The organism is Ignavibacteriales bacterium (genome assembly GCA_020635255.1).
GTDB lineage: Bacteria > Bacteroidota > Ignavibacteria > Tepidaquicellales > Tepidaquicellaceae > JAEYVS01.
Genome location: JACKAC010000002.1, coordinates 809178 through 829640 on the forward strand (window position 1 = coordinate 809178; position 20463 = coordinate 829640).

Genomic DNA, 20463 nt, shown 5'->3' on the forward strand with positions numbered 1-20463 from the left:
ATATACATTGAGCTTGATTCCAAAAAAAGTTGATAAAAAAGTTAAAATAATATAAATTATTAACATATGAATTTCATTAAAAAGTCTTAAATCCCTATCAGAATTGAAGAAACCATCAAAAGATCTATTTAATTTAATAAAATCGCTTACCGTTTCCGAGAAAGGATACTTTGTAAAATTTGCCAAAAGGCATATTATTGGTGAGGAAAATAACTATCTGCGGTTATTTGAAGCTATTAATGAGCAAGAAGTATATGACGAGGATGCCCTAAAGGACAGATTTAAGGGTGAGAAATTTATAAAGCAGTTTACTACCGCTAAGAACTACCTTATGAATATGATCCTCAAAAGCCTCGAGAGCTACCATAGTGAGGAATCCACAAGTAGTAAGATAGTTAGTTTGATGAACCAATATAAAATCTTATTCGAGAAAACCCTTTTTAACCAGGCTGAGACTTTGTTAAAACGGGCAAAGAAGCTTGCCGTTGAAACTGAGAACTATACCAAGCTCATAGATATATTAAGGTATGAACGCTCTCTCGATTATAAAAAAATAGGAGAGCCGAATTTTGACGAGTATTCCGATTCAAAATTAGTCGAGGAAAAAAGAGTTCTTGAAAAACTCGAAAACCTTGCTGAGTATAATAATATATATCTCAAGATATCTAGCTTATTCAAAATAGTAGGAAGACCGCGAACGGAGAAGGATCTAGAAAACTATAATATGATATTTGCCGATAAGCTAATGAAATCGGAAGACATGGCTCAAACTGTACGAGCAAAGAACTTCTTTTATATTATAAATTATTTATACTACTATTGCCTGGGCGATAAGGAAAAGGCGTTTGAGTATGGAGAAAAAAGGCTCAAACTAATAGAGAAGCATTCCGAGAAGATAAGTTCAATGAAAGAGGAATACATATATGCTTTATCGGATGCGATAGCTTTTGCATTTAATCTTGGAAAGATAAAGCTGTGTCTAAAGTATTTGAAATTGAAGAGAGAACTCGCGCTGAGATTTGAAAGCAAGCAGTCGGTTCCGACTCATCTGGATATGTGTGTAAGCTCATACAGCTTTGAATTGTATATTTACTCGATCGCCGGTTATTTTAAGGAAGCTACGGAAACTGCGGAGGAAGTTATAAAATGGCTGGATAAATATCACGGGAAGATCAATAAGTCAGAGGAGCTAAAGGTGATCTATGCGATTGCCTATGTGTATTTTGGTGCAGGAGATTATGCAAAGGCGCTATTCTGGGTAAATAAGATACTCAACGATAACTCCAATTTTAGATTGGATTATAAGATATTCGCTAAGATAATGAACTTGATCATCCACTATGAACTAGGCAATATTGATCTGCTGGAGTATAATATCAAATCGGTACTAAGGTACCTAAATAATAAAGATAAACTTTACAAGTATGAACATGCTTTAATAAAGTTTATCAAGCGTCTACCCTTTTTGGATGAAGATTCGGATATGAGTTTCGAATTTCATCAGCTCAAGAATGAGCTTGACCGGATCTGGAAGGATGAGTATGAAAAGAAGGCATTTGACTATTTTGATATAGTCTCATGGCTGGAGAGCAAGCTAAGCAAGAAAAAGTTTGCTGACGTAGTAAGAGAGAAATCCGAAATAGATCTGCATGAGCTAAAAGCCGCATAAATCAAAGTATTTAAATTCGGGATATTTAAAATACCCTTGATAAGATTTTTTTAAATAATTATGATTTTACTCCACTCAAAGTAAAACGTTTTTTTCAACCTAATAAATCCACATGAATCAGAAAAAACTTTTTAGCATTGTCGCATGTGCGGTATTTGCGATGATATTTTTATTTGGGTTTTCCGGAGATGATAACAGGCTAAGCACAACGACATCATCCTGGCAAAGTTCATCATCAGAAATCGTAGTAACAAACGGTAACCAGCCGGATGGAATCGGTGCATGGACTACCGGAATGAATTTTCCGGTGCCACTAACAGACCTCAGCCATGGTCAGGGATTTGAAAGAAATGATACTGCCTGGGTATTTATATTAGGAGGTGAAGCAAACCTAACAGATGTAAGAAGGTATAACGTCAATACCGATACATGGAGTACTGTAGCTCCGCTTCCGTCGGGAAGAGACAGAGGCGCTTCAGCAAGATTGGTAGATTCTCTTTACATGGTCGGCGGCGCAAATACATCTACTACCTATTCGAACACTCTTTTTCGTTATGACGTTAATGGAAATTCCTGGACTTCAAGAGCAAATATACCTCAAAATGTTGGCTGGGGAAAAGCAGCAGGATACCAGGATAGTTTGATATATCTTGTTGGCGGATACAACGGATCAGCGACGTTAAATACGGTTTACGTTTACAATTGTATCTCAGATACCTGGAGAACATGTACCAGTTTACCAGCAGTAAGATTTGGCGGAGCAATGGCAATAGTAGGTGATACTATTGTTTATGCCGGTGGTGTTGACGGTGCCGCAGTTGTGAATGTTACATATAGAGGTGTAATAAACCAGAGTGACAGAAGCGTAATTACATGGAATACAGGTGCTCCTATGCCTGCCCCGGTATCGACAGGAATGTTCAGGATCGACGGACACACATGGGCAGACAGAGGTATGATACTAACCGGAGGAAGCACAGCGGTTCCATTTTCCAGTGTATCAAACATATGTCTTGTTTATAGTCCCGGCGCAGATTCATGGACGCAGCAGGCAAATAAACCAACTGCTTGGACTGCCGGACAAAGCGGTGTTGTAAAGTACAGCAGCGGAATCTGGAAGTTGGTTTGTGCCTCCGGTTATAGTGGTGTCACACAACTGACCCAAACAGAGATATTAACAGATACAATTCTTGTAACATCTGTTACGAATAATGGAAGCGGTATACCGCAGCAATTCAAATTATCTCAAAACTATCCTAATCCATTCAATCCTTCAACAAAGATCAGCTTCTCTATTCCAAGGTCAGGATTTGTAACTCTTAAAGTATATGACATGCTTGGAAGTGAAGTTCAGACGATTGTTAGTGAGCAATTGAATGCCGGAGAATATATATCTGAATTTGATGGCGCAAAGCTGTCGAGTGGAACATATTTTTACAGGATCCAGGTCGGCGACTTTGTCGAAACTAAAAAAATGATCCTGATAAAATAAAATCAGATCGTCTCAATCCCTTTAAAGTCTTCAAAATTTTCAATTTTGAAGACTTTTTTGTTACCCCCGGTTTAATGCATTAACCACATCTATGTTTATTCCAATTTTAGTTTTACATAAAGGTTCAAACTATTATAAATTGTAGTGGTTGAAATTTTCGTTTTATTTATTTCACTCCCACCCCCTTGATTTCATTATATGAAAAAAGGGGGTTTTTTTTCGATTTAAAAAATTAAAATCAAAAATTGTTTTTTTCAACTATAACTAAATACTCATGAAGCAGAAGAAACTTATTAGTATTATCGCTTGCGCAGTACTTGCGATAACATTTTTATTTGGGTTTTCCGGAGACGATGACAGATTAAGCACTACAACATCGTCCTGGCAAACTTCATCATCTGAAGTCGTTGTAACAAACGGCAACCAGCCTGATCTTGTTGGTGCATGGACTTCAGGTACGAATTTTCCAGCACCACTTACAGATCTCAGCCATGGTCAGGGATTTGAAAGAAATGATACAGCCTGGGTGTTTATAATCGGCGGCGAAGCAAACCTAACAGATGTAAGAAGGTATAACGTCAATACCGATACATGGAGCACAGTAGCCCCTCTTCCATCAGGAAGGGACAGAGGCGCTTCAGCAAGGTTAAAAGACTCTCTTTATATGGTTGGCGGTGCAAATACATCCACAACTTATTCTAACACTCTTTATCGTTACGATATTAATGGAAATTCCTGGTCTTCAAAAGCTAATATACCTCAGAACATTGGTTGGGGAAAGGCTGCCGGATATCAGGATAGTTTGATCTATCTTGTTGGCGGATATAACGGTTCTGCAACTCTTAGTACGGTTTATGTTTACAATTGTATCTCCGATACCTGGAGAACATGTACCAGTTTACCGGCAGTAAGGTTTGGCGGAGCTATGGCAATAGTAGGTGATACTATAGTTTATGCAGCGGGTGTCGATGGTGCTGCGATCGTAAATACCACGTATAGAGGGGTAATAAACCAGAGTGACAGAAGTATGATAACATGGACAACCGGCGCGCCGATGCCTGCCCCTGTGTCAACGGGAATGTTTAGGATCGACGGTCATACATGGGGAAATAGGGGTATGATACTTACAGGAGGAAGCACAGCAGTAGCATTCTCCAGTGTATCAAATGTATGTCTAATCTACAGCCCTGGAGCAGATTCATGGACTCAAGAGGCAAATAAACCGACTCCGTGGACAGCAGGACAAAGCGGTGTAGTAAAGTACAGCAACGGAATCTGGAAGCTTGTCTGCGCGTCGGGTTACGGCGGATCGAGTCAGATAGCTCAAACCGAGATATTTACCGATACGCTTTCGGCTCCTCCGGGAGGTAATACCACGCTTGTCCTTACTCATGATACAACGATTACAGGCGGTGCAAAGAGATTAGCTGATAAGGACTCATTATTTGCTTATTTACCTCAACAGGTCTCAGGATATGATTATATGACCTTTGATACTAATACTGTACTGCCAAGTTTGACCGGCTACAAGACAATTATAATTCAGGAGACAAGCTTCGATGCAATTACTTGTAGGTGGCTTGGTCAAAATGCTAAAGATCAGCTCAAAGCATGGCTCGGCTCAGGAACTCCAGCTGACAAAAAAGCTCTTCTAATGATGGGTGCAGATCTGGGATATAACTACAGCCGAACCGCATCAAACGGTGATGATACAGTATTTTCACACCAAATGGGTGGATATGTATTCAGAGTCGATAATGGAATGAATGCATCTCCATATCAAACGATGGGAGTAGGAATAGATGTGGGGCAAACAAGGAATATGACAAGTACTCCTGCCGGTAATGGATATTATCCTGACGGATGTACACCAGTTAATGGTGCAGTATCATTATATAAGTACAGGACCCAAACTGCAGCTGATACTCTAGGAGGTGTTGCAAGAAATACTTCCGGATATGTATTTGCTTCTTTATTCCAGGATCCGAGATATTTCACAGATGGGGATTTCAAACCTGTACTGGAAGCTTTGATAGGGTACCTGGTTTCAAACGGCGCTACGATCACCGGACACCAGAACATATCAACAATTATTCCGGATAAGTTCGTGCTCAGCCAAAACTATCCGAATCCGTTTAACCCATCAACAAAGATCAACTTCTCTATTCCAAAAGCAGGATTTGTTACTTTAAAGGTATATGATATGCTTGGAAGGGAAGTTAAAACACTTGTAAGCGACCAGTTAACTGCGGGAGAATATGTTTCTGAATTTGACGGAGCACTACTGTCAAGCGGAACATACTTCTACAGAATTCAAGCTGGAGATTTTGTTGAAACAAAGCGAATGGTTCTTGTTAAGTAATATCATTTAGTCTCGTTATATAAAGCCCTGACTCTATTTAGAGCAGGGCTTTTTTATTACTTTGTTAAAATATGTAATTGATCCGACCAATTCAGACATTGACAAATCTCAAAACTAACCCAAATCTAACTTCTATTTATTTTGGAATTTTCATTTTCTAAAAACTATTCGTTTACCTTATCTTAAACTTGATTTATGAGGGAAAAGTTAAGACACGGTAATATACTTACCGGGAGATATACCAGTATCTGCCATCGTTTACGATTCTCCATAACTTTTTCTTTATAAATAGAGCTTCCGAAAAATAAATAAAATAATTCCATTTAATTAAAAAAAGAAAAATGAAAAAAATTTTCTCGATTCCATTAATGACTATTTTCGTTTGTCTTGGATTATTCTTCGGTTATTCGTTTATGGATGATCCTGCAGATTACAATAGTAATGTAAACGAAAGTACAATAAATCCTGAGAATTATGATTTTAATTCAGGAACAACGGCAACGTGGACTACCCTAACAGCATCTCCACACGCACAATCAAGAAGCTGCTTAGCATGGGTAAAGATAGGTGGGGTAGATTACATTTACCAATTTGGCGGTGGATCAGGCGCCCTGCTTAATAATGTAGCCAGATATAATGTAAATACGATGACCTGGACAAATAATTACAGCTCAATGCCGCAGCAGATCTCTGCCGGAACGGCTGTAGTTATGGACGACAGTTTATTATATGTATTTGGCGGCAGCAGTCCATCTCTTGGATTCACGTTGAAATACAATTATATCACGAATACGTGGACAACGATGGCAAACATGCCTACCCCGGTAACAGATGCAGGCTGTGTAAAGCATGGATCAAATGTTTATGTTGTTGGCGGTGGTACAGGTCTATTTGGAACAGGATACTTTAATACAGTGCAGGTATATAACACCCTTACAAATACATATTCAGCAGCAACAAATTATCCTGTAGCCGCAGGTATGATGGGAATCGGTATCCAGGGTGATACAATAATCACAGCCGGCGGATGGGATGGAGCTGCCGGTATTGCAAACGCATACAAGGGTATTATAAATAGTGGAAATCCAGCCCTTATTACATGGACACCAATCGCAAATTATCCCGGCGGCGCAGTTACGAGAATGGCTTCTGCACCTGTAAAACTAGGAACCGGTGGCGGAGTTATGTTTGCCGGTGGCGCTATTGGAGGAGCTACATTGACGGCAACTTCATACCTCTATAATATGTGTACAGGTTCCTGGGAGACATTGCCAGATATTTCCCTGGCACGCTCTAACTTTAAGGGTGCAAGCATGAACGGATCCCAGGCATATATTTGTGGCGGGTTTACAACAGTAGGTGTTGGTACATTTGAAAGGATAGATTTCACGGATATAACAGGAAACTGCTTTACCGGCGGCGGCAGCACTACGCTCTGCTTTACAAGAGGCGGTCTGTTTAAGGCTATTCCTGACAATGGTCCAGCCGGTGTTTATGATACTATCAATGTAACCAACAATATGGGAACACTCGATGATATTACTGTAAGCATTGATTCCCTTGTTCATACATATATAGGTGATATAATTGCACAACTGAGCCATGGCGGTCAAACAGATACATTATGCAGTAGAATGGGTACAGGAACATTTGGCAACAGTACAAGTAACATGATCGATGTTAGATTCTCAGATTCCTCAAGTACTGCTATCAGTTCTCTAAGCAATACTACAAATCCGTCAGGAGGTACTTATCTCCCGGGTGGCAGGACAGGTGTCGACTCACTTAAGAAACACTTTGTAAGACCAGGAGGACCTCCAACCCAGATGCAGGGTCAGTGGATCCTTTGGGTTAGAGATGCGGCAACACAGGATAGTGGACAATTAAGAAGATGGTCAATTTGTTTCCACAGTGGAAATATCACTCAAGTATTCTCGAATGGAAATGAAACACCGGATAGGTATGTATTAAGTCAGAATTATCCAAATCCATTCAACCCATCGACAAAGATCAACTTCTCAATACCTAAGGCTGGATTTGTAAGCTTAAAGGTATATGATATGCTTGGCAGAGAGGTCAAAACACTTGTTAGCGAGCAATTATCAGCAGGCGAATTTATTGCTGATTTTGACGGATCAACTCTAGCGAGCGGAACCTATTTTTACAGGATTCAAGTAGGAGATTTCGTCGAAGTGAAGAAAATGGTACTCCTCAAATAAGAGCTTGAAATAACTTATTTTATTTTAAGTATACAAAAGCCCCTGAAATATGCAATTCAGGGGCTTTTTGCATATATTTGTGATATTATCAAAGTTTAAATTTTATAGTTGTTTTTAAAGTTTTAAATAAGTATTCTTATGGCGAGTATTGATTAAGTATAATTCCCATCGGATTATATCCAATTGATATTCAAACCGTAGTATATTTAAAAATTTCAACCAAACAACCTAAATCAAAAAGGGGTGAAAAAATGAAATTGAAAATTTCAACCATTTTCCTTCTGGCTGCTTTTGTTTCCATTGGTTTACTTGGATTCTATTCCATCAATGGAGACCAGCCAAATGATCTAGCTCCGACTGTTTCCGAAGTAACTCAAAACGGAAATATTCAGGCAGATACTACTCCTCCTGGAGGTTTTTACCCAACCATGTGGAACTACAACTACTCTCTTATCGGCGGACAGAACGGCGGTACAGTAGGTGGTATTCTATGGGGTGGTAAGTACTATAACAACAGATGGAATAGTACTACTTATTATAGGATCAACAATGATGGTCCAGGTGGCGGTCCAGGAACTGTCTCTGACTCTGGTACATACGTAGGTGCTGTTAGAGATATGACCATTGGAATGTCTGGTGCAACCGAATACTTATTCGGTGGTGCAGCTTCATCTACTCTTTATAAGTTAAATGCAACTTTAGGTACTGTTGGCACGTTCTCAGTTGGTGGTGCACAGTTCAGGATGATTGCATACGATCCAAACAGAAAAGGTTTCTGGAACTCAAACTTCAGCGGTAACATTATTTGTCATGATACTTCAGGTGCTGTAAGAGGTACTGTTGTAAGTACTTTGACAGGTAAGTATGGTGCAGGCTGGGATAGCGGTAACGTACACGTTGATACTGCTACTCTTTGGATTTGGGACCAAGGAACAGGTACAAACTCAAGCGTAGTAAAGTATAGACTCTCCGGTGGTGCAGGTACATTAATGAACACCTATACTTTCGGTCAAACAGCTGCAGAAATCGCAGGTGGTGCTGAGATAGTAAAAGATGGTGGAAATCTTGTACTTATCCTTAACTGGCAGAACTATGCTATTACTGGATACAAACTTGCTTCCATGGGCGGCGGCGGCGGTTCACTCTGCTTCAACCGTGGCGGTATCTGGGTATCAATTCCTGACAACATGACAGGAACAGCAAGAGACACCATAAAGGTACCTAACAACATGGGTACTCTTGATGATATCACAGTTGTGATGGATACAGTTATCCATACATGGGTCGGTGACCTCATATTCGATCTCTCACACGGTGGTCAGGTTGATACACTGTTTGCATGGATGGGAACCGGTTCTTTCGGTAATAGTGGAGACAATCTATTTGGTATTGCTTTAACAGACTCTTCAAACAATCCGATTGTTAACACTAACGGCAGTAATACAGTTCCTCCTCCGGCCGGACAATACTTAGCTGGTGGTAGAACAGGTGTTGACTCTCTGAAGAAGCACTTTGTAAGATCAGGTGGTGCAGCATCAGAAATGAATGGTAACTGGGTACTTACAATGCATGACAGAGCCAGTGGAGATACAGGTTCACTTAGAGCATGGCATATTTGTTTCTATAGCGGAAACATTGCCCAAATTATCTCTAATAACAATCAGACACCAGATAGATATGTATTAGGACAAAACTATCCTAATCCATTCAACCCATCGACAAAGATCAACTTCTCGATTCCAAAAGCAGGTCTCGTAAGCCTGAAGGTTTATGATATGCTCGGAAGAGAAGTCAAAACATTAGTAGCTGACCAGCTAAGTGCGGGTGAGTTTGCAGTGGACTTTGACGGTTCGAACTTGTCAAGTGGTACTTATTTCTACAGACTCCAAGTTGGAGATTTCGTAGAAGTTAAGAAAATGGTACTACTCAAGTAATTTAAGTATTACACTTATATCAAACCCCTTCGGTTAACTCCGAAGGGGTTTTTTTATTGTCTTTGTAGATGACACCGTTATTCTGACTCAATTCTATAATTAGTTTTTTGTAAATTATTAAAAACTAATTCATTTTATGAGAAAACTGACCCTCGATGATCTTATAAAAAGTAATTCCATTAATGGAAAAAGAATTCTTGTAAGAGTTGATTTCAATGTTCCACTCGATGAGAACGGAAATATCACCGATGATAAGAGGATCGTAGAATCACTTCCGACAATAAAAGCCATCATTGAAAATGGCGGGAAATGTATCCTTATGAGTCATCTCGGTCGCCCTAAAGGTGAGGTTAATCCTAAATACTCATTAAAGGTAACAGCTAAACGTTTATCCGACCTTTTGGATAAAGAAGTACTTTTTACGGATGATTGTATTGGGGAAGGAAATGATCTAATAATCGATGGGATGGACAAAGGATCTATTCTCTTATTGGAAAATCTTCGATTCTATAAAGAGGAAGAAAAGAATGATCCCGGATTTGCAAAGAAATTAGCTTCATATGGAGATATTTATGTAAATGATGCTTTTGGAACAGCTCATAGGGCTCATGCTTCAACTGAGGGCGTAACAGATTATATTGACAAATGCGCAGCAGGTTATTTGATGGAAAAAGAAATCATGTACTTATCTTCTGCAGTCGAAGATCCTAAACGTCCTCTTTGTGCAATACTAGGCGGGTCTAAAATATCAGGAAAAATAGACGTAATACAAAATCTTCTCGATAAGGCAGATGTTATTCTTATTGGCGGGGGAATGATGTTTACCTTTTATAAAGCCCTCGGGCTTAATATTGGAAAATCTATTCTTGAAGAAGATAAGGTAGACCTTGCAAGGGATATCCTGAACAATGCCAAAAAAGCAGGTAAGCATATTTTGTTGCCAATCGACGTTGTTTTTGCAAATAAATTTGAGAATGATGCCGAGGTAAAAGTGCTCGAGTTTGACCTTGTTACACCGGAATATGATGAATGGATGGGAATGGATATTGGACAGGAAACTATAACATTATTCAAAGAACGCATACTTTTATCAAAAACAATAGTATGGAACGGACCTATGGGAGTATTTGAGATGGAGAACTTTGCAAAAGGAACATTTGAAATCGCCAAGGCTCTTGCCCAAGCCACAGAAAATGGCGCGATCACTATAGTTGGAGGAGGGGATTCTGCCAGCGCAATAGCAAAGGCAGGACTTCAAGATAGTGTTACTCATGTATCTACAGGGGGTGGAGCATCTCTTGAGTACCTTGAAGGTAAGAAATTACCCGGTATAGAGGCTCTTACTGACGTTAAATAATATCAACGATGGCAGCCATGAACTCACCTTCACATGCCAGCTCACCACCGATGTAATTTTTATAAGCCTTACCGCCTATCTTACAGATACCTCGCTTGCTGGAAAGAAGGAACATCTCAAATACAAGTTGATCCCCCGGGACGACAGGCTTTCTAAATTTTACTTTCTCGATCGAAGCAAAATAAACCATTTTTTCCTTTATATTCTCAATCTCATTCATGAGTAATATAAAACCGCATTGTGCCATAGCTTCTACAATCAAAACACCCGGCATTACTCTTTTCCTTGGGAAATGTCCCTGGAAAAAGGGCTCATTATAGGTAACGTTTTTAAGTCCTACTATTCTGTTCTTTTCATAATCCATTTCCAGTATTTTATCGACCAGGAGGAACGGATACCGGTGGGGCATGATATCGAGAATTTTTTCTATATCGAATATGACATCTCCTGACTTCATTACCTGGAATTTCTTTTCGATCTTTTTTTGGAGATACAGCTTTCGGAGGATCTTTGTAAACTCTACATTGGATTTGTGCCCCGGGCGTGCTGCAAGTATCTGTCCCTTTATAGGGGCGCCAATTAGAGCAAGGTCACCAATTAGATCCAGCACTTTATGCCGTGCCGGTTCATTTTTGAACCTCAATTCCTTATTATTCAGTATGCCATTTGATCCTAGTATCACACTATCCTGTATTCCAAGCTTTTTCTTAAGCGGACCAAAGTCCTCTTCATTTATATCCTGATCTACTATTACAATCGAGTTATTTATATCACCCCCTTTGATCAAACCTTGCTTTTGCAAATATTCTATCTCCTTTAGGAAACAAAATGTTCTGGAGGGAGCAAATTCCGTACGGAATTCTTTTTGGAGATTAAACAAGCCAGAGTGCTGTACACCTAAAGCCGGGTTATTGTAATCAATCATTACCGATATACGGAAATCATCTTTTAGAGGAAGCGCAACTATATCAACATGTCCCTCTTCGTCATGATAATGAACAGTATCTTCGATAATCAGGTAATCACGTTTGGCATTTTGCTCGACTATTCCGGCATTTGATAATGTTTCAACATAATCTTTTGCGCTACCGTCCATAACCGGTGGTTCGTTAGAATCCAACTCGACAATTATATTATCGATCTCGCATCCCATGATAGCGGCTAGTACATGCTCGACAGTATGAACTTCAACACCATCTTTGGCAATTGTTGTACCTCGTGAAATATCTATTACGTGTTCTATATCTGCAGGGATTTCAGGCGAGTTTTCCTTATCTGTTCTTATAAATCTGATTCCGTAATCCTCGGGAGCAGGTCTGAATGTCATGTTTGATTCATTACCTGTATGGAGGCCTCTTCCGGAGAGAGTAACGGGTTTTCCGATGGTGCGCTGTTTTTCTAACATCTATTTTGTAGTTTTTGTTCTATATGTTTCCTTTTCTTCAAGGTTTTTGACCCTTTCCTCGAGATCCGAGAGGTTGTTAATACGAGCTTCCTGCTTAAGGTTTTCAGTGTTGGGTTTTGCTCTATAGCCTGTGTAAAGTCCAGGTTTCTCAATTGATTTAGAAACTCCTACGGATGCCCCTATCATAACGTCGTCGCAAATAGTTATATGTCCGACAATTCCTGTCTGACCACCTATCATACACCTTTTACCTATCTTTGTCGACCCTGCTATTCCTACTTGTGAAGCAATGACTGTATCTTCTTCTATTACAACATTATGAGCAATCTGAACCTGGTTATCTATCTTAACACCTTTCCCGATCAAGGTTTCTCCAATCGTTGCCCGGTCGATAGTACAATTGCCACCAATTTCTACATCATCTTCGATCTTCACTATTCCATTTTGGGGTATCTTAATGTAGGAGCCGTCTTCCTGTCTCGCCTGTCCAAACCCATCACATCCTATTACTGATCCGGAGTGAAGGATCACATTGTTTCCAATTTCACAGTATTTATAAATTGTGACGTTCGGATATATTAAGCAGTTATCACCTATCTTCACACCTTTTCCGATACTGCAATTAGGGTATATCTTTGTGTTGTCACCTATGGAGCATTTATCTGATATGGTGGTAAACTCACCTATATATAAGTCGTTTCCCAGTTCGACATCATTTCCGATATGACAATCATCCGAAATCCCATCATAATCATCCCCAGCATGTTCGTCGAATTTGTCCAGTAATATCAGGAAAGATCTGTATGGGTCGTGTACTCGCAAGACGGAAATATCTGTACGCTTTGCAGAGGGTTCAAACTCTTTTGAAATAATTATTGCGCCGGCGCTGGTAGTTCCGAAATGTTTTTCATATAGGGGGTTTGAGATAAAAGTTATCTCGTCAGAATTGGCTGCTTCTATTTTGGCTACGTTATTTATCTCCAGGTCAGGATCGCCGTCTAATTCGGCATCCAGTAATTCGGATATTTCGTTTAATTTCATTATTGTGTTTAGATTACGGATATCTTATGGTCCCTGTACAAGTTCCAGGACCTTTGCCGTAATATCATATCTTTCGTTTACGTAGAGCAGAAGTATTTCACTATTTCTATCGAAAATGTAATCATAATCATCTTCACGTGCAACTTTTTGGATAGCAGAGAATATCTTGTCATGCACGGGCTTCATGAATTCCACCTGTTTTTGGAAATATTCCCCATTTTCGCCAAATTTCTGTATTTTGAAATCTTCTACCTGAGCTTCCATATCCCTTATTTCCAGCTCAAGCTGCTGCTTAAGCTGGTCAGTAAGTATCAGTTTCTTGTTTTCATAATCTTCTTTCATGGCTTTGAGGCTGTCCTGTAATACCTTTAGTTCGGTTTGCCATTCTGCAACAAGATTATCAAGCCTTGACTTTGCATCCTGTGTTTCCTGCATTGCGTCAATGATCTTCTTTGAGTCTATATATCCAACCTTAGTCTGTGCAGAAGCAGGAAGGATATACCCGCAAAATAGTAATGCCAATACAGCAAGGAATATATATCTTTGGTGTGAATTCATTTTCGAGTGATAGTTATTTTAATTTGTCCAGCACTTTAAAAGTAATATCATATTTTTTATCTCCATACAGCATGGTACCGTCTGCTTTATCAAAAACAAAGCTGATCTTCATTTCTTTTGCAACATCTTCAATTGTTTTTGTGATCTTTTCCTTGACAGGCTGGAATAACTCTCCTTGTTTTTGAATCAGATCGTTTTGCACTTTTTGTTTATAGATCGTGAGCCCTTCGTCCAGGGTTCTAATTTCTGTTTGCATAGCTTCCAGTTCGCTCTGGATCGCGTCTATTTGGTCCTGAGACGTTATAGTACCGTTTTGAATGTCGGTTTGAGCTTGTTGATACTTGGTCTGAAAGGTTTCGGCTTTTTCTTTTAGCTCATTTTCCTTTGTTGTTATTGTATCTACGTAAAGCTTTTGTAGATCTTCCAGTTGTTTTTGTACCTGCTGTGCTTCGGGAAGTTGTTTTATAATTACTTCACTATCCACAAACCCTACATTTACCTGGGCTGACGCATTACCGCTCAAAATAAGTACTGATGCAACGGCAATGATGGAAAATATTACTTTTAAATGGTTTTTCAAAAAATTTCTCCTTATATAGTTAAAATATTATTTTATTTAATTAAAATCCTCTACCGAATTGGAAGTGGAACAGCCATTCGGGTTGCTGTCCGTCAACAGCAAGTCTATCAATACCATATCCCATATCAAATCCTATCATTCCGACAGCAGGAAGTAAAAGCCTGACGCCACCACCAACAGATCTCCTTAAATTGAATGGATCTGTCTTTTGGAAACTGCTCCATATGTTACCTGCTTCGGCAAATGCTAATATGAATACAGGGAGCGGATCCAATGATAGTGGGTATCTGAGTTCCAGACCATATTTTAATGCTACCGTTCCACCAATGGCTGTACCAGATGAGTTTTTAGGTCCGATAGTTCTGTCGTCATATCCTCTTAGAGCAATCGTATTATATGTTAATCCATTTCCTCCCATAAAGAAAACTTCGTTTGGCGGGAGGTAATTATCTGTTGTTATAGAATTAATAAATGAGAAATTAAAAGTAGAATACAGAGTAAGACTGTTATCTCTGAAAATTCTCGTATATGTTTCGGTGGTAAAGATATTCTTTATAAAACCGATATTTCCAATCAATGGTCCGGCTGCCAATTCAGTTGAGTTTGAGACTCGAGTTCCGGAAGTAGGGAATACCGGATCAAAAACGGTTGATCTTGTAATTGTCTGCCTTAAGCTGAATTGTGAGCGTGTTCCCTCCTCATATATTCCTGCACCACTTTTTGTATCCGTCCTCTGGAATTTCAATACCCAGTCTCCCCTGAAATAGTCATCGGGGAATTTAAATCTTCGTCCAAGGCTTAAATATCCACCTGTTTCCTGAATATCAATACTATTGTAATTTGTTCGGGTGTCGAATAGATTCAATCCCAGAAGTGTTGGTGTACCGTACAGCCAGGGCTCTGTGAAGCCAATTGCGAACGTCCTGTATGTACCGGATTCACCAAATTGCCAGTTAAAATTAAGTATTTGTCCCGCACCGCCGGAAAGTGGTCTGGCAAGGTCAAAGTTATTGAATGTCAACCCAAGTGAGCCGGTGAATCCAAAGCTAGCGCTGTATCCGACTGAAGCATTGAACTGATCAGATGACCTTTCTTCGACAACGTAGGTTATGTTTACGGTTGAATCATTTGCGGGAATGATCTGCTGAGTTAGCTTTTCCGGGTTAAAATAGTTCAAAGAGTTTAGCTGTTGTAAACTTCTTTTTACACTCGTTTTTGTAAAATAGTCGCCAGGGATAGAATATAATTCTCGTCTTAGCACCTTATCTCTTGTCTTTTCGTTTCCTTCAAAGCCTACTAATCCGATCCTAAACTGGTTATTCTCTGTAATCTTGATAGTTAAATCAATCTTATTTCCGTCAACGACTTTTTCTTCTGTTTCAGCATTAAAAGCTAAATAACCTCTATCAAGATAGAGAGAACTTATATCTGTTTCGTTTTCATTACCATATAAGTTTTCCTGGAGCTTTCGCAGATTATATATATCACCCCTTTTCATATCTAGTATTGATACGAGGAGTGAATCTTTATACACTTCATTTCCCGTAAAATTAACATTATTTAGACGATATTTAGATCCTTCGTCAATATCTATTGTAATCGTCAGATCTTCTTTGTTGGGTGAAACATCAAGGCTATAATCCTTAACTGTAGCATCTTTATAACCTCTCTCCTTGTAGTATGCTTCTATGAGTTTAATATCATCCTGGAATTTCTTTTTATCAAACGTGCTACTGTTCCAAAACTGCCACCATACACCTTCCGAGGTGTTTTCCATAGCTCCTCTCAAATCACCTGATGAAATTGATTTATTTCCTTTGAAACGTATCTTCTCGACGTTTAATTCCTTTCCCTCGTCAACAGTGACCCTAATCCTTGCTTCATTTGTAGCTGATATCAATTCATCAACTGTAACTTCAGCAAGCGCATAACCTTCTTCCTGGTAATATTTTTCAAGGTTAAACTCGACATCTTTCAGTTTCTGATTGCTGACGACCTCTCCCGGTACAATATCAATTCTGGATTTTAGATCATCGGTCGAGATCTCTTTATTGCCTTTTATTACAACCGATTCAACCCGGGGTAATTCTTTTACATCGATAACCAGGTAAGCCTCGTTTCCTACAACTCTATCTATGTACATACTGATATCGGAAAACAAACCTAAATTCCATAGTTTTTTAATAGCTTCCCGTGATGCATCAGATGGAATTGCAATTTCATCGCCAACACTTAGTCCTGAATAACTTACGATTGTTCTCGAATCATAAAGTTTGTTACCAGTGGTTGTTATACTGACGATCCTGTATGTTTGAGGACCATCTTGTGCAAAGGAAACCACCGGAAGTAGTATAAATCCTAATAACAGTACTAAAAATATTTTACTTGTCAAATTTAGCATTCTCATACTCTTTGATCAGAATTTTTGTCTTTTGTGAGTTTTGTTCATTTAACTGTTCGCTGATCATTCCATATCTTCTTTCCCTTTTCTGATATTCAATGATAGCTTTATATAATAAATTTCTCCTGAAATCGGGCCAAAAACTGTGCTCGATATATAGTTCTGAATAAGCTGCTTGCCATAAAAGGAAATTGCTTATTCTGTAATCGCCTCCCGTTCTGATAAGCAGATCCGGATCGGGGAGGTCTTTTAGTGCCAGATACGTTGAAAACAATTCTTCATCGATTTCATCAGCTTTTACTTTGCCATCTAAGGCATCCTGTGCAAGCCTTTTTGCCGCATTAACAATGTCCCATCGCCCGCTATAGCTCAAGGCGAGGTTTAGTGTGAGCAGGGTATTGTTCTTTGTTTTTTCTATTGCATCGAGAAGTTCATGGAAAACATCCTCAGGAAGTTTTTCAAGGTCTCCTGTGCAAATAAACTTTACATTATTTTTATTGAGATTGTCAGTCTCATCTTTCAAAGCTCTTATCAAAAGCTTCATTAAGAGTGTTACTTCGGTTTCGGGTCTTTTCCAGTTTTCAGTCGAGAATGTGTATAATGTAAGATATTTTACGCCTAACTGACCGCACGCTTCAACAGTATCTCTTACAGAGTGTACACCTTCTCTATGTCCTTTGTTTCTTGAATAACCTCTTGCCTTTGCCCACCTGCCGTTACCGTCCATTATTATGGCAATATGCTTAGGAATCTCACCTGATCTCTTTAAGGATTCCTGAATTTCTTTATCTTTTTCGTCTATTTTAGCCACTTTTGACGGTCTTTATCAAAAAAAATTATGGTTATTAATTTCCAATGTCAATATGAATAATTAACTAAGAGACTAAATAATTAATCTCTTAATATATAGTTTTAGTGCATTTTACGGTAAAAAGTTTCAACCCACCGGGATCTCGAACAATAATTCTAAAAAGGTAAATGAGTTTCTTTATAGGACTGATTATGTTTATGATGTGATATTTTGTGCGATAATTAAATAAATTTATGCCATTAAAACAATTGAAAAACCCGTACATTAGAGCAACCCTAACTTTGATTTTACTTCATTTACCTTAGCATCAGCCAGGGCTGAAGCACGGGTATTCCCTGAAGCTATTATCTTCAGTAAATCGCTCTCGTTATTTCTGTAACTATCAAAAGTTTTCTGAAGTTCTGTTATTTTATCTGCAACGAGCTCGCCCAGATCGGTTTTGAACTTCCCATATCCTTCGCCTTTGTATTCATTAACAATGTCCGGTATGGATTTGTCCGCAAAGCCTGAGTAAATGCTTAATAGGTTGCTTATGGCGGGCTTAGTTTCTTCGTTGAAGAAAATCTCATTATCAGAATCCGTTACAGCCCGTTTGAACTTTTTAATTATTTGTTCACGTGAGTCTTTCAAATATACGTTTCCATCGGATTCATCACTCTTACCCATTTTCTGAGCGGGATCGCTGAGGTTCATTATCCGTGAGAAACCCTGTGCGAAGGTCGGTTTTGGCATTTTAAATGTTTCGCCGTGCGCATTGTTAAACCGGTTTACAATGTTTCGTGTGAGCTCAACATGTTGTTTTTGATCATCGCCGACGGGTACCTCATCTGCATCATATAAAATAATATCACCAGCCATTAGGACAGGGTAATCAAATAATCCCACTAACTGTCCCTGACTTCCCATTTTCTGGGATTTGTCTTTGTACTGTGTCATTTTCCCGAGCTCACCCATTGTTGTGTAGTTATTCAGTATCCAGCATATCTCACTATGAGCCGGTATCATTGATTGCACGAAGATAACAGAAATGTCCGGATTTACTCCGACTGTCAGTAACCATGCAACTGTATCTAATGTCCTCCCCATCAATACTTCTGCATCTTGTCTATATGTCAACGCATGGAGATTGGCAACAAAGAAAAGGCTTTCCTGATTTTCCTGATTTAGAGGCCATCTTTTCATAGCCCCGAGATAATTACCTATTGTTGCGTCGCCGGTGGGTTTTATTCCTGATACAACTCGCTTCAATTACTTTCCTTTCCTATTGAAAAATTCAATATAAGATTTTGTGAGTTTATACGTGGCTTCGAGTCCTTTAACATGAGTCCTTTCCATACCGTGTGAAGCTGAAACACCAGGTCCTATTAATGCTACTCTTGCGTCTAATCCAGCACTGCGTGCCGCGCTTCCATCGGATCCGTAATACGGATAAATGTCTATCTCGTAATCTATTTTGTTTTTCTTAGCAAGTGTTCTAAGGCCTTCGGTCATTTTGAAGTCGTATGGTCCGGTTGAGTCCTTAGCGCAGATAGAAACTGCATCTTCTCTACCCGTGCACCCGTCTCCTACAACTGCCATATCCAGGACGAGCAGTTCCTCTACAGAAGAGGGAATTCCTACACACGCTCCGTGCCCTACTTCTTCGTAGTTGGAAAAATAAAATCCCGTTTCACTTTTTGCTTTTTTCTTAACCATTTCCTTGATTATTTCAATCATCACTGCTGAGCATGCTTTGTTGTCAAGGAACCTGCTTTTTACAAACCGGCTTTTTGTATATTCGAACCTTCTGTCGAAGAAAACAAAATTTCCTACCCCGATATTTAGCTTTTTTACGTCCGCATTGGATTTAACTTTTTCATCCAGACGTATAGACATATTTTCAGGTGACCTTTTGGCGGATCCCAGTTCTTTATTCACATGATCAGCAGGATTATTCATCAGGAATGTTCCCGTAAATAATTTCCCGTCATAATTTCTAACTGTCACGTATTCGCCTTCGATTGAATTCATGTGAAAACCGCCTACCTGTGTTATTTCCAGATTTCCATTCGGTTTTACCTGCTTAACCATTCCGCCAAGCGTATCGATGTGACCGGCTAGAGCAAGACGCGGTTTATCGCTGAATGAAACAAAGAGCGATCCTTTGTTCGTTTTCGAAATGTATAACCCGCTCTTTTCGAACAGGTCTTCTATGTAATTTATTACTTCTTCTGTGTACCCGCTTGGAGAGTTTATTTTTAGCAGGTCTTCGAGAGTTTTAACTATGTTTTCCATTATTTGGTAGAATCAACAGTGACTTTGTAAATTTTTTCACCTTCTTTTGTTAAACCGTATTTTTCGCGGGCTACTTTTTCTATCTTGTCGTCAGACTTGTTCAGATCATCAACTTCCTTTTGAAGTTGCTTAGTTCTTTCGGTTTCTGCTTTGAGCTGTTCTTCAAGCTCCTGCTTTTCTCTTTCCATCTGTACTCTGTGAAGCAGTCCTTTATTTCCAAATACAGTCATATATACAAGAACCAGCAGAACCAATACAAATAACGCAAAATATTTGTTGTACTTTATGAACCTTGCAATTACAGTTATAAGACCTTCTTTTTTGCGGGGTTCGCTTTTTATTTGTTCTTTTTCTTCCATT

15 protein-coding genes are annotated in these 20463 nt (G+C 39.1%); 6 read left to right on the forward strand and 9 right to left on the reverse strand.

Features of this window, described 5'->3' with window-relative positions:
* The first annotated feature begins 103 nt into the window (after window positions 1–103).
* The 6 genes from H6614_11520 to H6614_11545 all read left to right on the forward strand — a co-directional run bounded on the left by H6614_11520 (window position 104) and on the right by H6614_11545 (window position 11033).
* Entirely contained in the window at window positions 104–1669 is a 1566-nt protein-coding gene (locus H6614_11520) for a hypothetical protein (protein MCB9244296.1), read from the forward strand.
* A 112-nt stretch (window positions 1670–1781) separates the two neighbouring features.
* Window positions 1782–3161, forward strand: coding sequence for a T9SS type A sorting domain-containing protein (locus tag H6614_11525; protein ID MCB9244297.1), 1380 nt, complete (start codon window positions 1782–1784; stop codon window positions 3159–3161).
* Between the two features lie 274 nt (window positions 3162–3435).
* Window positions 3436–5523 (forward strand): T9SS type A sorting domain-containing protein, encoded by a 2088-nt coding sequence (locus H6614_11530; GenBank protein ID MCB9244298.1) that lies wholly within the window; start codon window positions 3436–3438, stop codon window positions 5521–5523.
* A gap of 341 nt (window positions 5524–5864) precedes the next feature.
* A complete protein-coding gene (locus H6614_11535; GenBank protein ID MCB9244299.1) occupies window positions 5865–7742 on the forward strand; it encodes a T9SS type A sorting domain-containing protein in 1878 nt (625 codons plus the stop codon).
* Window positions 7743–7993: 251 nt separating this feature from the next.
* Entirely contained in the window at window positions 7994–9676 is a 1683-nt protein-coding gene (locus H6614_11540) for a T9SS type A sorting domain-containing protein (GenBank protein ID MCB9244300.1), read from the forward strand.
* A gap of 136 nt (window positions 9677–9812) precedes the next feature.
* A complete protein-coding gene (locus H6614_11545) occupies window positions 9813–11033 on the forward strand; it encodes a phosphoglycerate kinase (GenBank protein ID MCB9244301.1) in 1221 nt (406 codons plus the stop codon).
* On the opposite strand, the gene H6614_11550 is transcribed toward H6614_11545, so the two are convergent.
* The 9 genes from H6614_11550 to H6614_11590 all read right to left on the reverse strand — a co-directional run bounded on the left by H6614_11550 (window position 11026) and on the right by H6614_11590 (window position 20462).
* Window positions 11026–12438, reverse strand: a complete 1413-nt coding sequence (locus H6614_11550; protein MCB9244302.1) for a bifunctional UDP-3-O-[3-hydroxymyristoyl] N-acetylglucosamine deacetylase/3-hydroxyacyl-ACP dehydratase — start codon at window positions 12436–12438, stop codon at window positions 11026–11028. The two genes, H6614_11545 and H6614_11550, sit on opposite strands and share 8 nt — an antisense overlap.
* Window positions 12439–13479, reverse strand: coding sequence for a UDP-3-O-(3-hydroxymyristoyl)glucosamine N-acyltransferase (lpxD, locus tag H6614_11555; protein ID MCB9244303.1), 1041 nt, complete (start codon window positions 13477–13479; stop codon window positions 12439–12441).
* 24 nt (window positions 13480–13503) lie between these two features.
* A complete protein-coding gene (locus H6614_11560) occupies window positions 13504–14037 on the reverse strand; it encodes an OmpH family outer membrane protein (protein ID MCB9244304.1) in 534 nt (177 codons plus the stop codon).
* 13 nt (window positions 14038–14050) lie between these two features.
* A complete protein-coding gene (locus H6614_11565) occupies window positions 14051–14617 on the reverse strand; it encodes an OmpH family outer membrane protein (GenBank protein MCB9244305.1) in 567 nt (188 codons plus the stop codon).
* 40 nt (window positions 14618–14657) lie between these two features.
* Window positions 14658–17024, reverse strand: a complete 2367-nt coding sequence (bamA, locus tag H6614_11570; GenBank protein ID MCB9244306.1) for an outer membrane protein assembly factor BamA — start codon at window positions 17022–17024, stop codon at window positions 14658–14660.
* Complete coding sequence (locus H6614_11575) at window positions 16999–17829, reverse strand: isoprenyl transferase (protein MCB9244307.1); 831 nt, start codon at window positions 17827–17829, stop codon at window positions 16999–17001. The genes bamA and H6614_11575 overlap by 26 nt, the downstream gene beginning before the upstream one ends.
* A 264-nt stretch (window positions 17830–18093) precedes the next feature.
* Window positions 18094–19077 carry a tryptophan--tRNA ligase gene (gene trpS, locus H6614_11580; protein ID MCB9244308.1) on the reverse strand — a complete coding sequence of 328 codons (984 nt, stop codon included), beginning with the start codon at window positions 19075–19077 and terminating at the stop codon, window positions 18094–18096.
* Window positions 19078–20103, reverse strand: coding sequence for a M42 family metallopeptidase (locus H6614_11585; GenBank protein MCB9244309.1), 1026 nt, complete (start codon window positions 20101–20103; stop codon window positions 19078–19080). It abuts the gene before it with no gap.
* Window positions 20103–20462 (reverse strand): septum formation initiator family protein, encoded by a 360-nt coding sequence (locus H6614_11590; GenBank protein ID MCB9244310.1) that lies wholly within the window; start codon window positions 20460–20462, stop codon window positions 20103–20105. Before H6614_11590 ends, H6614_11585 begins: the two co-directional genes overlap by 1 nt.
* Window position 20463: the final 1 nt, after the last annotated feature.